The organism is Escherichia sp. E10V5 (genome assembly GCF_004212315.1).
GTDB lineage: Bacteria > Pseudomonadota > Gammaproteobacteria > Enterobacterales > Enterobacteriaceae > Escherichia.
The window spans coordinates 77,216-90,011 of record NZ_RHJM01000030.1; the positions used below are offsets into that span (position 1 = coordinate 77,216).

General features: G+C 51.4%; 12 protein-coding genes and 1 pseudogene. 5 read left to right on the forward strand and 8 right to left on the reverse strand.

Going from position 1 to position 12,796, the window contains the following annotated elements; translation table 11 throughout:
- The first annotated feature begins 3 nt into the window (after positions 1 to 3).
- On the forward strand, positions 4 to 405 hold the full coding sequence (nikR, locus tag D9738_RS19920; RefSeq protein ID WP_001190062.1) for a nickel-responsive transcriptional regulator NikR: 402 nt from the start codon (positions 4 to 6) through the stop codon (positions 403 to 405).
- A gap of 119 nt (positions 406 to 524) precedes the next feature.
- On the opposite strand, the gene D9738_RS19925 is transcribed toward nikR, so the two are convergent.
- The 6 genes from D9738_RS19925 to D9738_RS25260 all read right to left on the reverse strand — a co-directional run bounded on the left by D9738_RS19925 (position 525) and on the right by D9738_RS25260 (position 6,328).
- Positions 525 to 884 (reverse strand): type II toxin-antitoxin system HicB family antitoxin, encoded by a 360-nt coding sequence (locus D9738_RS19925; RefSeq protein ID WP_000593555.1) that lies wholly within the window; start codon positions 882 to 884, stop codon positions 525 to 527.
- Positions 881 to 1,156: a type II toxin-antitoxin system HicA family toxin gene (locus D9738_RS19930; RefSeq protein ID WP_001260301.1), complete on the reverse strand. Its 276-nt coding sequence runs from the start codon at positions 1,154 to 1,156 to the stop codon at positions 881 to 883. The genes D9738_RS19925 and D9738_RS19930 overlap by 4 nt, the downstream gene beginning before the upstream one ends.
- A gap of 72 nt (positions 1,157 to 1,228) precedes the next feature.
- Positions 1,229 to 2,353, reverse strand: coding sequence for an ABC transporter permease (locus D9738_RS19935; RefSeq protein ID WP_130261000.1), 1,125 nt, complete (start codon positions 2,351 to 2,353; stop codon positions 1,229 to 1,231).
- Entirely contained in the window at positions 2,353 to 5,088 is a 2,736-nt protein-coding gene (rbbA, locus tag D9738_RS19940) for a ribosome-associated ATPase/putative transporter RbbA (protein ID WP_130260985.1), read from the reverse strand. Before rbbA ends, D9738_RS19935 begins: the two co-directional genes overlap by 1 nt.
- The gene (locus D9738_RS19945) at positions 5,085 to 6,152 is read right to left on the reverse strand and encodes an HlyD family secretion protein (protein WP_130260986.1); all 1,068 of its coding nucleotides are present in this window, start codon (positions 6,150 to 6,152) and stop codon (positions 5,085 to 5,087) included. The genes rbbA and D9738_RS19945 overlap by 4 nt, the downstream gene beginning before the upstream one ends.
- 62 nt (positions 6,153 to 6,214) lie before the next feature.
- Positions 6,215 to 6,328, reverse strand: coding sequence for a hypothetical protein (locus D9738_RS25260; RefSeq protein ID WP_214251098.1), 114 nt, complete (start codon positions 6,326 to 6,328; stop codon positions 6,215 to 6,217).
- Positions 6,329 to 7,005: 677 nt separating this feature from the next.
- On the opposite strand from D9738_RS25260, the gene D9738_RS19950 reads away from it, so the two are divergent.
- The gene (locus D9738_RS19950) at positions 7,006 to 8,058 is read left to right on the forward strand and encodes a DUF2776 family protein (protein ID WP_130209150.1); all 1,053 of its coding nucleotides are present in this window, start codon (positions 7,006 to 7,008) and stop codon (positions 8,056 to 8,058) included.
- A 101-nt stretch (positions 8,059 to 8,159) separates the two neighbouring features.
- On the opposite strand, the gene D9738_RS19955 is transcribed toward D9738_RS19950, so the two are convergent.
- On the reverse strand, positions 8,160 to 9,353 hold the full coding sequence (locus D9738_RS19955) for an NAD(P)/FAD-dependent oxidoreductase (RefSeq protein ID WP_130260987.1): 1,194 nt from the start codon (positions 9,351 to 9,353) through the stop codon (positions 8,160 to 8,162).
- Between the two features lie 230 nt (positions 9,354 to 9,583).
- On the opposite strand from D9738_RS19955, the gene pitA reads away from it, so the two are divergent.
- On the forward strand, positions 9,584 to 11,083 hold the full coding sequence (gene pitA, locus D9738_RS19960; protein WP_130209156.1) for an inorganic phosphate transporter PitA: 1,500 nt from the start codon (positions 9,584 to 9,586) through the stop codon (positions 11,081 to 11,083).
- 72 nt (positions 11,084 to 11,155) lie between these two features.
- Positions 11,156 to 11,254: pseudogene (locus D9738_RS25475) on the forward strand (hypothetical protein); the annotation flags it as partial.
- 74 nt (positions 11,255 to 11,328) lie between these two features.
- Here the strand turns inward: D9738_RS25475 and uspB are convergent.
- The gene (uspB, locus tag D9738_RS19965; RefSeq protein WP_124038640.1) at positions 11,329 to 11,664 is read right to left on the reverse strand and encodes a universal stress protein UspB; all 336 of its coding nucleotides are present in this window, start codon (positions 11,662 to 11,664) and stop codon (positions 11,329 to 11,331) included.
- Between the two features lie 390 nt (positions 11,665 to 12,054).
- Here uspB and uspA point away from each other — a divergent pair, with 390 nt between their 5' ends.
- Positions 12,055 to 12,489 carry a universal stress protein UspA gene (gene uspA / locus D9738_RS19970; protein WP_000323571.1) on the forward strand — a complete coding sequence of 145 codons (435 nt, stop codon included), beginning with the start codon at positions 12,055 to 12,057 and terminating at the stop codon, positions 12,487 to 12,489.
- Positions 12,490 to 12,796: the final 307 nt, after the last annotated feature.

Here is a 12,796-nt window from a genome sequence, read left to right on the forward strand (position 1 = left end):
CAAATGCAACGAGTCACCATCACGCTTGATGACGATTTACTGGAGACGCTGGACAGCCTGAGCCAGCGTCGTGGTTATAACAACCGTTCCGAAGCTATCCGCGATATTCTGCGCAGCGCCCTGGCGCAGGAAGCTACCCAGCAGCACGGCACACAAGGTTTCGCGGTGCTGTCGTATGTGTATGAACACGAAAAACGCGACTTAGCCAGCCGTATTGTCTCCACGCAGCATCACCACCACGATCTCTCGGTCGCCACGCTGCATGTGCACATTAATCACGACGACTGTCTGGAAATTGCCGTGCTGAAAGGTGACATGGGCGACGTGCAGCATTTTGCCGATGACGTTATCGCCCAACGCGGCGTGCGGCACGGGCATTTGCAGTGCTTGCCGAAGGAAGATTGAGTTATTTCTAAAACGAGGAAAGAAAAGATATTAACTGAACTTAATTTATATAATTAAGTTCAGTTGCATAGATAGCTCCTGTAAAGGCAGATATTCTGCGTAATGTACGCCGCTAAAATTTATAAATGATTCAAACGCTCATTCAGCGTTTCAATAATATAAGTATTAACAGAGACTTGTTGCTGCGCAGCCGCATTATTAAGGCGTTCACTCAGCGATTCTGGATAGCGTAACGTAAAGGTTTTAATCTTTTCTGTACGCGCATACGGCTCAATACCCGCAGCTTTACAATCCTCAAGATACTCTCGCAGGGAAAGCTCCCCTTCTTTTTGCAGCCCCTGAATGCTGTCAGAGACAAAATCACAATAACCTGACAAGCCCAGGAATTTGCCACGAAATGCATTTAGTTCTGGCACGTAGGTAATAACAGCAGGTTGCCCGGCAATCTCCATAGAGTTTGGCGTCTTCAGTTTGATCATGGTTTTACCCCTATACTTAGTAACCAGTCACGCACGCTTTCTACAGCGCCTTTATCGGTATCTGGCGACGGATGAGGCCGATGGAAACACGCAACGCTCATATTTAGTATGAACTTACAACGCGAACCTCTTCCTTCCTTAATTTCTCCGCCTAATGCTTTAACCAGTGACTCTATATCAGACCACTTGATCCCTTGAGGAACAGGAGATTTAAATATTTGATCCAATGTGTTTTTTTGTTTCTTCCGTAAAGCCTGTACCTGGGTTCTCATGGCATGTCCTTATGACTTCACTTTATGACATCAATAGTATGACATCACAGTATGAAGTCAAGTTTCCCTTCCTTACGCCATTGTTCCAATCGTCTTCCTGAATCGCAGCAGCGCGATGGTGAAAAACGCGCCGCCAATTGCCATCAGCGTCAGGAACTGCGGCCAGACGATTTCGAATCCGGCACCCCGGTAGAGTATGGCCTGCGCAAGGCTGACAAAGTGTGTCGTCGGCATGGTCAACATAATGTCCTGCACCATCTGCGGCATACTTTCGCGCGGCGTGGAGCCACCAGAAAGCATTTGCAGCGGCAGCAGCACCAGAATCACCAGCAACCCCAGTTGCGGCATTGAACGCGCTATCGTCCCCATAAAAATGCCGATTGACGTGGTGGCAAACAGACTGAGCGCCACGCCCAGCATAAACAGCGGGATCGAGCCTTCAATCGGTACGCCCAGCACGCCTTTCACCATCAGCACCAGCGATAATCCCGATACCACCAGCACCACCAGCCCCATCGACCAGACCTTTGCCATCATGATCTCAAACGGCGTTATCGGCATCACCAGTAAATGTTCCACCGTGCCGTGTTCACGCTCGCGGATCAGCGCCGATCCGGTCAGCACAATCGCCAACATGGTAATGTTGTTGATGATCGCCATCACCCCGCCAAACCACGCAGGATCGAGGTTCGGGTTAAAGCGCATCCGGGTTTCCAGCGATACCAACGGTTCGCTGTTATCACGGTAGCGCGCGACAAAGCTGTTCACTTCACCATTGATAATATTCTGGATATACCCGTTGCCAGTGAATGCCTGGCTCATGCGCGTGGCATCGACGTTCACCTGAATATCCGGCTGGCGTCCGGCGAGGAGATCACGCTGAAAATTAGGCGGAATATTTATCGCGAAGGTATAGCGTCCGGCGTCCAGTCCGGCATCCATCTCATCGGCGGTGATCATCTCCGGTGGCAAAAACCACGGGCGATAGAAGCTGTTAACGATCCGGTTCGATAACTGCGATTGATCCATATCGGCAATAGCGATCGGCGCGAGGTTCAACGATCCTGGCGTGACGGTCGCTGACGAATACACCGACACCGTAAACGAGAAAACAATCAACGTCAGCATCGCTTTATCACCGAGCAGACTGCGTAACTCTTTGATACCAAGATTAAAAATATTGCGTAAATGGCGCATCATCCCTCCTGTTTTTTCAGCAGCAGGATGCTTAAGCCCATCACCAGCGGGATGGCTATCAGCAACGGGATAAAAAGTTGCCACAAATCAGTCAGATCCAGCGCCTTCGAGAACGTCCCGCGGGCGATAGTCAGAAAATGACTGGTCGGGTAAACCTCGCCGATCCAACGTCCTGGACCTTCCAGCGAAGCTACCGGATCAATCATCCCGGAAAACTGCGTCGCCGGAATCAACGTGATAATCGCCGTACCGAAAATGGCGGCAATCTGGCTTTTCATAAAGGTAGAGATCAGCAGCCCCATTCCGGTGGCGATGATGATATACAGCAGTGCCGCCAGGGTGAGCGTCAGGAAACTGCCTTTATGCGGTACGCCAAACACAAACACCGACAGGCCGCAGAGCAGGAAAAAGTTCAGCATCCCCAGCGCGATGTACGGCAGCTGTTTGCCAAGCAAAAATTCGCTACGGGTGGTAGGGGTCACGTAAAGGTTGATAATCGACCCCAGCTCTTTTTCCCGCACCACGCTAAGGGCGCTTAGCATTGACGGGATCATCATCAGCAGAAGCGGGATCACCGCCGGAACAATCGCTGGCAGGCTTTTTACATCCGGGTTATAGCGATAGCGCGTCTCAATATTCATCAGCCCGCTTTGGCTGGCGGGCGCGGATTGTCGGCTCGCCACATCCTGTAGCCAGCTCTGGTGCATGGCCTGCACGTAGCCTTTTACCGTTTCGGCGCGGCTCGGCATCGCACCGTCGATCCAGACACCGAGTTCCACAGGCGTACCACGCGCGATATCGCGCCCGAAATTGGGAGGGATCTCAATTGCCACCGTGATATCGCCCGCACGCATCCGGCGATCAAGCTCGTCATAACTGGTGAGCGGCGGCTGTTCGATAAAGTAACGGGAACCGGAGAGATTGAGCGTCCACGCCTGGCTACTGACGGTCTGGTCGCGGTCGAGCACCGCAAAGCGCAGGTTTTCCACATCCATACTGATGCCGTAACCCATTATCAGCATCAGGATCACCGTTCCCATCAGCGCAAGCGTCGAACGTACCGGATCGCGACGCAATTCCAGTGCTTCACGGCGGCTGTAGCTAAACAGACGGCGCAGGCTAAATCCCTGACGCGGCGCGAGTGTAGCATCGTGTATCACGGGCGGCGCTTCGGCTTCGTTGCTCTGCCCTGCCGCTTCCTGCAAATAGGCGATAAAAGCCTCTTCCAGACTGGCAGCTCCGCGTTTCTCAACCAGCTCCTGCGGTGTACCGCTGGCGAGCACTTTTCCGGCGTGCATCAGTGAGATACGGTCGCAGCGTTCCGCTTCGTTCATAAAGTGGGTGGAGATGAAAATGGTCACTTTGTCCTGACGCGAGAGATCCACCATCAACTGCCAGAACATATCCCTTGCCACCGGATCGACACCAGAAGTAGGCTCATCGAGGATTAACATCTCCGGGCGATGAATCACCGCCACCGCCAGCGAAAGCCGCTGGCGAATGCCGAGCGGCAATGACTCCGGCAGAACATCTTCAACGTCGTTGAGCTTAAAACGCTCGCTCATTTCAGCCACTCGCGCGGGAATTTCCGCTTCCGGGATATGAAACAAACGGGCATGTAACTCCAGGTTTTGCCGCACGGTGAGCTCGTTATAGAGCGAAAACGCCTGCGACATATAGCCCACCCGACGGCGAGTATCGATATCTTTTGGATCAACCGGTTGCCCGAACAGCCACGCCTCACCTTCGCTGGCGGGCAGCAGTCCGGTAAGCATTTTCATGGTGGTGGATTTACCACAGCCGTTCGAACCAAGAAAACCAAAAATCTCCCCGCGTGGAATGCGGAAATTGACGTGATCAACGGCAACGAAGGAACCAAAACGCATGGTCAGCTCGCGCGCTTCGATGGCAATCTCTGCGTTTTCCGGTTGATACGGTGGGATCACTACCGCCTGATGCGCCTGGCGTTGTGCTTGCGGTAACAGATTTATAAATGCTTCTTCCAGCGTGGCGCTTTGCGTTTGCTGCCGCAGCTCTTCAGCGCTGCCAGTTGCCAGCACTTCTCCGGCATTCATCGCTACCAGCCAGTCGAAGCGTTCGGCCTCTTCCATATAGGCGGTGGCAACCAGCACGCTCATATTGCTCTGCCGCTGGCGAATGCTGTCGATCAGATCCCAGAACTGGGCGCGGGAGAGCGGGTCAACCCCCGTTGTTGGCTCATCAAGAATCAACAATTCCGGGTCGTGGATTAACGCACAGCACAGCCCAAGTTTTTGCTTCATCCCGCCGGAGAGTTTTCCCGCCGGACGATCGCGAAACGGTGCTAACCCGGTGCTGGTCAGCAGCTCATTAATTCGCACTTCCCGCTCCGCTTTGTCGTGCCCGAACAAGCGGGCGAAAAAATCGACGTTTTCATACACCGACAAGGTGTGGTAGAGGTTTTTGCCCAGCCCTTGCGGCATCCAGGCGATGCGCGGGCAGACGTCGCGGCGATGCTTCGGGTCGTGCATATCGCCGCCCAGCACCATCACGTTGCCCTGCTCAATGACGCGGGCACCGGAAATCAACGACAATAAACTCGACTTACCGACGCCGTCCGGGCCAATCAGCCCAACCATGCAGCGGGCCGGAATATCGAGTGTGATATTGTTCAGCGCAACGGTTTTTCCATAATGCTGGCTCACGCCCGCCAGTTGCGCGACAGGCGGGACGGGAACCAGTTCCAGATGCGTCATTGCGGCAACCTCGCCACCAGGTCTTCAGGCCACGGAAGTTCTTCATTCACCCGCACCCACGCCACGCCCGGCAAGCCCGTTTTGACATATTCCAGATGCTGCTGGAGTAATTCCGGTGGGATACGCGCTTTGACGCGAAACATCAGTTTCAGCCGTTCATCGCTGGTTTCGACGGTTTTTGGCGTGAACTGGGCGACGCTGGCGACAAAGCTGATGGTCGCAGGAATACGCAGATCTGGCGCGGCATCGAGGATCAGCCGTGCTTCACCGCCAAGTTTCAGCGTGCCCGCCTGTTCGGTTGGCAGGAAGAAGGTCATGTAGACGTCGCTCAAATCGACCATATTCAGCACCCGACCACCTGCCGCCAGCACTTCGCCTGGCTCGGCAACCCGATACTGCACGCGTCCGTCACGCGGGGCTTTCAGTTCGCTGTCATCGATATCTGCGGCAATGCGCCGCTCAGTGGCTTGTGCCGCTTCGACGCGCGTTTGCGCCTGAATGATATTGGTGCGTGCCGCCTCTATAGCGGCTTTAGAAGCCGAAACCTGGGCTTTTGCCGATTCCAGCGCAGCACGGGCGCCTTCGGCAGCGGCGCGGTCGTCATCCAGCTGTTGCGCAGAAATAGCCCCACGATGGGCGAGCGAGCGGGAACGGGTATGACGTTTGGCTACGGAGTCCAGTTCAGCCTGGCGTTGATTAACCAGCGACTGTGCGGCACGAGTTTCACTTTGCCGCTGTTCCAGCAAAGCCTGCGCGGCGGCAACGGCACTTTGCGCCTCTTTGATTTGCGCGATGGCCTCCAGTCGCTGTTCCTGCAACACACGAGTATCCATCTTCGCCAGCACTTCGCCTTTGCGAACAAACTGGCCTTCTTTCACCAGAATGGTGTCGATACGCCCGGCAATTTTGCTGGCGATATCCACTTCCGTCGCTTCAATGCGCCCATTGCTGACGGCAAAGCCTTCCGGCACACCTGCCGGACGCAACAGCCACCACGCCACGATAGCAGCCACCGCCAGTAACCCGACAACCCACCACGCCAGATGGCGCTTAATATTATCCATAATCGACCCGCCATAATCCCTGTAAGCAATCGACGCGTGTTACAACTGCCACCGAACGACGTTCAGCGAATTATTCCATCCGGGATAAGAAGGAAACGGCAAAGGCGGCCAGGGCGCAGCAAACTGAGCGCCAACGGGGAAGGTCTGGTGAAAACGGGTAGTAATGTTGTCATCATCAGCATTCCTGGCCGTAAATGAAACACGCATACTCATAAGTGAAATCAATTAAATACTAACAGTTATATTCATGTTGTCTATTTGATTACCATCAGCTTGTGATACATCGCGATGTTCTTCTGTCCGATAGCGTTTTTAACCAAAAATCTTCTGCACAGGTTCTCAGGTACTACTGCGTAGGTTTCCGTAACAGAAAACCCGATGACTATCACATAGCGTTATTATCGCCGAGGTGCAAATATTTACCGAAAGCGAAATAATTTTTTAAAAAGATGATAAAGGCTTATGTATTAAATAAAGCAGTCTCGAACAAGGTCGTTTAAAGCAACAAAATAAAAATATACTCGTCATACTTCAAGTTGCATGTGCTGCGTCTGCGTTCGCTCACCCCAGTCACTTACTCATGTAAGCTCCTGGGGATTCACTCGCTTGTCGCCTTCCTGCAACTCGAATTATTTAGAGTATAAGATAAAAATATTAACTCGGAATTTACCTTAGGATAAATATTTATTTATCAGCATTAACTCACATCTAAAACTTAACACTCCGGGCAATAAATCCGGCTATAGTAAAGTTACTTGTTACATTTGGTGGTATCTCATTGTTATATTTAACTGACTAAAAATACTACTGATACACTTTCTTATATTAGCAGAAAGTACACATGGAGTTTAAAATGAATATATATATCGGATGGCTATTTAAATTAATCCCTTTAATTATGGGGATAATATGTATTGCATTGGGTGATTTTGTATTAGCAGGTTCCGGGCAAAGTGAGTATTTTGTGGCGGGACATGTACTTATTTCGCTTTCTGCAATATGTCTGGCGTTATTCACTACTGCATTTATTATTATTTCGCAGTTAACGCATGGTGTGAATAAGCTCTACAGCACACTTTTTCCTGTTATTGGTTACGCTGGGTCTGTCGCAACTATGATTTGGGGATGGTTGCTGCTGGCAAGTGATAATGTCATGGCCGATGAATTTGTTGCCGGGCATGTTATTTTCGGTGTTGGGATGATTGCTGCCTGCGTATCAACCGTGGCGGCGTCTTCCGGGCATTTTCTGCTAATTCCCAAAAACGCCTCGGGCAGTAAGAGTGATGGTACGCCGTTGCAGGCTTATTCTTCAACAATCGGTAATGGCTTAATTGCCGTTCCCGTTCTGCTTACTCTCTTTGGTTTCATTTGGTCAGTCGCGCTGTTACGTAGTGCAAATATCACACCACATTATGTTGCTGGTCACGTACTGCTGGGGTTAACGGCAATTTGCGCTTGTCTTATTGGTCTTGTCGCCACTATTGTCCATCAAACGCGGAATACGTTCTCAATGAAAGAGCATTGGCTGTGGTGCTATTGGGTTATTTTACTTGGCTCACTGACGGTTATTCAGGGGATCTACGTTTTAGTCAGTTCTGATGAAAGTGCCAGACTGGCACCCGGCATTATTCTTATTTGTCTGGGAATGATTTGCTACAGTATTTTCTCCAAAGTGTGGTTGTTGGCGCTGGTATGGCGACGCACCTGTTCGTTAGCCAACAGAATACCCATGATTCCGGTATTTACCTGTCTGTTTTGCCTGTTCCTCGCAGCGTTCCTTGCTGAAATTGCGCAAACCGATATGGCTTATTTTATTCCTTCGCGAGTTTTGGTTGGCTTAGGTGCAGTGTGTTTTACACTGTTTTCCATCGTTTCTATATTAGAAGCAGGGTCTGCGAAAAAATAATAGAAAAGGCTTCAGATAAGGCGCCGAGCGTCTTATCTGGACTTTGTTCAGGTAATCCCCCCTGGTTACACCGCGAAAACGAGGGGGGGGCATTTTGCCTCTTATTCTGCCGCCAAATCCTGCGCACAAGCCCACGCACTCGACCACGCCCACTGGAAGTTATAGCCCCCTAGCCAGCCGGTAACGTCCATCACTTCGCCGATAAAGTACAAGCCCGGAACTTTACGCGCTTCCATCGTCCGTGATGAGAGTTCATTGGTGTCCACGCCGCCGAGCGTCACTTCGGCGGTGCGATAGCCTTCAGTGCCGTTAGGTTGTACGCGCCAGTCGGTCAATGTGGCAATGAGCGCCTGTTGGTCACGCACGTTGAGCTGTTTTAACGAAACGTCCGGGATCTGCCCAAGTTGTTGTAAACGCTCAACCAACCGTTTCGGCAGATGAACCGCCAGCGTGTTTTTCAGGCTCTGATTTGGATGCGCGTTACGCTGTTCATTAAGAAAAGCGTCCAGGTCGACATCCGGTAGCAGATTGATGCTGACAAATTCACCCGGTTGCCAGTAGCTGGATATCTGCAATACCGCAGGGCCAGACAAGCCGCGGTGGGTGAAGAGTAAGTTTTCACGGAACACGGTGCCGTTTTCAGCGGTTATCACAGAAGGCACCGCCACGCCCGCCAGCACCTGTAACTCCTCCAGCAACGGTTTATGCAGGGTGAATGGCACCAGGCCTGCGCGCGTCGGCAACACGTTCAGCCCGAATTGTTCGGCAATCTTATAACCAAACGGCGACGCGCCCAGCCCCGGCATCGAGAGGCCTCCGGTCGCAATGACCAGTTTATCGCAGCCTACGGTCATGCCGTTCAGTTCAAGCGTGAATCCCGCGTCATCCTTCGTCACGCTCAACACTTCGCTACGTAATCTGAAGGTCACATTGCCCTTCTCGCACTCATCCACCAGCATGTCGACAATCTGTTGAGCGGAGTCATCACAGAAGAGTTGCCCTAACGTTTTCTCGTGCCAGGCGATGCCGTGTTTATTGACCAGATCAATGAAATCCCACTGGGTAAATCGGGCAAGCGCAGACTTACAAAAATGCGGATTCTGGCTCAGATAGGCACCTGGTTCGACATAAAGGTTGGTGAAGTTACAGCGCCCACCACCAGACATGAGGATTTTGCGCCCCGGTTTTTTGCCATTATCGATCAGCAAAACTCTGCGCCCTGCCTGACCTGCCAGCGCAGAACAGAACATACCCGCCGCGCCAGCGCCTATAATAATGGCATCAAACTTTTCCACGTTGCGTTCCTCTTAGAAAAAACGGGCGTGAATTGTAAAGATTCCTCAGTGGTCGCACCAGCATCAATATTACTTAGGGGAAGTATTTGTCTGAATTATATAAGATAATTATTTTTTGAGCGAAATTCATACAGGAGGCAAATCAAAAAAATCTATATTTCACTTTGCCCGCGCCGCGAAAGTCACTGATAATGCGCCGCGTTCATGTCCTCAAAATGGCGTAACGTCCTATGCTACATTTGTTTGCTGGCCTGGATTTGCATACCGGGCTGTTATTATTGCTTGCACTGGCTTTTGTGCTGTTCTACGAAGCCATCAATGGTTTCCATGACACAGCCAACGCCGTGGCAACTGTCATCTATACCCGCGCGATGCGTTCTCAGCTCGCTGTGGTTATGGCGGCAGTGTTCAACTTCCTGGGTGTTTTGCTGGGTGGTCTTAGTGTTGCCTATGCCATTGTGCATATGCTGCCGACGGATCTGCTGCTTAATATGGGATCGTCCCATGGTCTTGCCATGGTGTTCTCTATGTTGCTGGCAGCAATTATCTGGAACCTTGGTACCTGGTACTTTGGTTTACCTGCATCCAGCTCCCATACGCTGATTGGCGCGATCATCGGTATTGGTTTAACCAATGCGTTGATGTCCGGTACGTCAGTGGTGGATGCACTCAATATCCCGAAAGTATTAAGTATTTTCGCATCTCTGATCGTTTCCCCTATTGTCGGCCTGGTGTTTGCTGGCGGTCTGATTTTCTTGCTGCGTCGCTACTGGAGCGGCACCAAGAAACGCGCCCGTATCCACCTGACCCCAGCGGAACGTGAAAAGAAAGACGGCAAGAAAAAGCCGCCGTTCTGGACGCGTATCGCGCTGATCCTTTCCGCTATCGGCGTGGCGTTTTCTCACGGCGCGAACGATGGTCAGAAAGGCATTGGTCTGGTTATGTTGGTTCTAATTGGCGTCGCACCAGCGGGCTTCGTGGTGAATATGAATGCCACTGGCTACGAAATCACCCGTACCCGTGATGCCATCAACAATGTGGAAGCTTACTTTGAGCAGCATCCTGCACTGCTTAAGCAGGCGACCGGTGCCGATCAGTTAGTACCGGCTCCGGAAGCAGGCGCAACACAACCTGCGGAGTTCCATTGCCATCCGTCGAATACCATTAACGCGCTAAACCGCCTGAAAGGCATGCTGACCGCCGATGTGGAAAGCTACGACAAGCTGTCGCTTGACCAACGTAGCCAGATGCGCCGCATTATGCTGTGCGTTTCTGACACTATCGACAAAGTGGTGAAAATGCCTGGCGTCACTGCGGATGATCAGCGTCTGTTGAAGAAACTGAAGTCCGATATGCTGAGCACCATCGAGTATGCTCCGGTGTGGATCATCATGGCGGTCGCGCTGGCGTTAGGTATCGGTACGATGATTGGCTGGCGTCGTGTGGCGACCACTATCGGTGAGAAAATCGGTAAGAAAGGCATGACCTACGCTCAGGGTATGTCTGCTCAGATGACGGCAGCGGTGTCTATCGGTCTGGCGAGTTATACCGGGATGCCGGTTTCCACCACTCACGTACTCTCCTCTTCCGTAGCGGGGACAATGGTGGTTGACGGCGGCGGCTTACAGCGTAAAACCGTGACCAGCATTCTGATGGCCTGGGTGTTTACCCTCCCGGCTGCAGTTCTGCTCTCCGGTGCGCTGTACTGGATCTCCTTGCAGTTCCTGTAATCGCACGCATAAAAACGAGCGGGTCAGTTTACTGGCCCGCTTCAGATTGTTGACACAGTGCGCTTTGTTCATGCCGGATGCGGCGTGAACGCCTTATCCGGCCTACAAAAACATGCAAATTCAAGAGATTGCAGAGATTATGTAGGCCTGATAAGCGTAGCGCATCAGGCAATTTTGCGTTTGTAATCAGTCTCGAGCGGGTCAGTTTACTGGCCCGCTTTTTTTATGCGTTATTACCGTGGCGCTTAATGCCAAATCACCAACGCAATCAGGCTTACCACCACCAGGCCACACAATGCGCTGGTCAGAATAAACTGACGACGCACGCGCTCGCAGCGACGGATAAACTCATCATCGTGATGATCGCGATAACGTTGAGCATAGATATACCAAACGAGACGCACCTGTTTGTTGGGTTGGCCATGTGAGGTAAAAAAGCCCCCTCCATCAACATATTGATAGAGCAATGGATCGCAATTACGCAGTACCACTAACAACGCGCGTAGTGATGAGAAATAGCGCGCCATGTTAACAATGCAAACGACACATAAAGCCCAAAATAATGCGACGGTGCTTATCATACCCCCTCCCCGGCGACCTGCCCGCGGAGTTCCCCTCCGGGGCTACCGCTCCCGATACGCTGCCAATCAGTTAACACCAGGTCCTGGAGAAACCGCTTTTGTGATGACAAACATCCGAGCGGCTCTATAGATAGTGTAGGAGATCAGGTTGTTTTTTTTCCATAAGGTTAACCACTATCAATACATTCATGTAGAAAATTTGATTATCTGATTGGTAAGCAAGGCGGATTGACGGATCATCCAGGTCGCTATAAGGTAAGGATGGTCTTTTCACTGAATCTTTACGGCTGGGTTAGCCCCGCGCACGTAGTTCGCAGGACGCGGGTGACGTAACGGCACAAGAAACGCAAGCTGGCCAGTCATCGACAACTTTATGGAAGGAGTAACACTATGGCTTATAAACACATTCTCATCGCGGTCGATCTCTCCCCGGAAAGCAAAGTTCTGGTAGAGAAAGCAGTCTCTATGGCTCGCCCCTACAATGCGAAAGTTTCTCTGATCCACGTAGATGTAAACTACTCTGACCTATACACCGGACTTATTGATGTAAATCTGGGTGACATGCAGAAACGCATTTCCGAAGAGACTCATCATGCATTGACCGAACTCTCCACCAACGCAGGCTACCCAATTACTGAAACCCTTAGCGGCAGCGGCGATTTGGGTCAGGTTCTGGTTGATGCGATCAAGAAATACGACATGGACCTGGTTGTTTGTGGTCACCACCAGGACTTCTGGAGCAAACTGATGTCTTCCGCGCGTCAGCTGATCAACACCGTTCACGTTGATATGCTGATTGTTCCGCTGCGCGACGAAGAAGAATAATATCTCCCCCACTTGCTCCTGGACGCCCGCTTATGCGGGCGTTCTGCTTTTTGTGTTGTACCCGAATGCGACGTGCGGGTACAAACACGAGGTCGCTCAATCAAGCCGGTATTCATCTGCGGTCAGAAACTTCAACTACGCATCGAATAATTCAAATTTACCCCACCAAAAAAAAGCGTTTAACGCCATAATAACTCAAACAATCAGCATGATTAGCTGGTTATTTTTTGCTGAGATAGTGCATTAATGCATTCATTGCATCAATATTAAGAATTTTAGACATGTGTAAACTCTTTCGCGCGCAATC

Coding starts and splice junctions, on each gene's coding strand:
- nikR (WP_001190062.1), top strand. CDS start 4: ATGCAACGAGTCACCATCACGCTTGATGACGATTTACTGGAGACGCTG.
- D9738_RS19925 (WP_000593555.1), bottom strand. CDS start 884: ATGATCAAACTGAAGACGCCAAACTCTATGGAGATTGCCGGGCAACCT.
- D9738_RS19930 (WP_001260301.1), bottom strand. CDS start 1,156: ATGAGAACCCAGGTACAGGCTTTACGGAAGAAACAAAAAAACACATTG.
- D9738_RS19935 (WP_130261000.1), bottom strand. CDS start 2,353: ATGCGCCATTTACGCAATATTTTTAATCTTGGTATCAAAGAGTTACGC.
- rbbA (WP_130260985.1), bottom strand. CDS start 5,088: ATGACGCATCTGGAACTGGTTCCCGTCCCGCCTGTCGCGCAACTGGCG.
- D9738_RS19945 (WP_130260986.1), bottom strand. CDS start 6,152: ATGGATAATATTAAGCGCCATCTGGCGTGGTGGGTTGTCGGGTTACTG.
- D9738_RS25260 (WP_214251098.1), bottom strand. CDS start 6,328: ATGATGACAACATTACTACCCGTTTTCACCAGACCTTCCCCGTTGGCG.
- D9738_RS19950 (WP_130209150.1), top strand. CDS start 7,006: ATGAATATATATATCGGATGGCTATTTAAATTAATCCCTTTAATTATG.
- pitA (WP_130209156.1), top strand. CDS start 9,584: ATGCTACATTTGTTTGCTGGCCTGGATTTGCATACCGGGCTGTTATTA.
- uspB (WP_124038640.1), bottom strand. CDS start 11,664: ATGATAAGCACCGTCGCATTATTTTGGGCTTTATGTGTCGTTTGCATT.
- uspA (WP_000323571.1), top strand. CDS start 12,055: ATGGCTTATAAACACATTCTCATCGCGGTCGATCTCTCCCCGGAAAGC.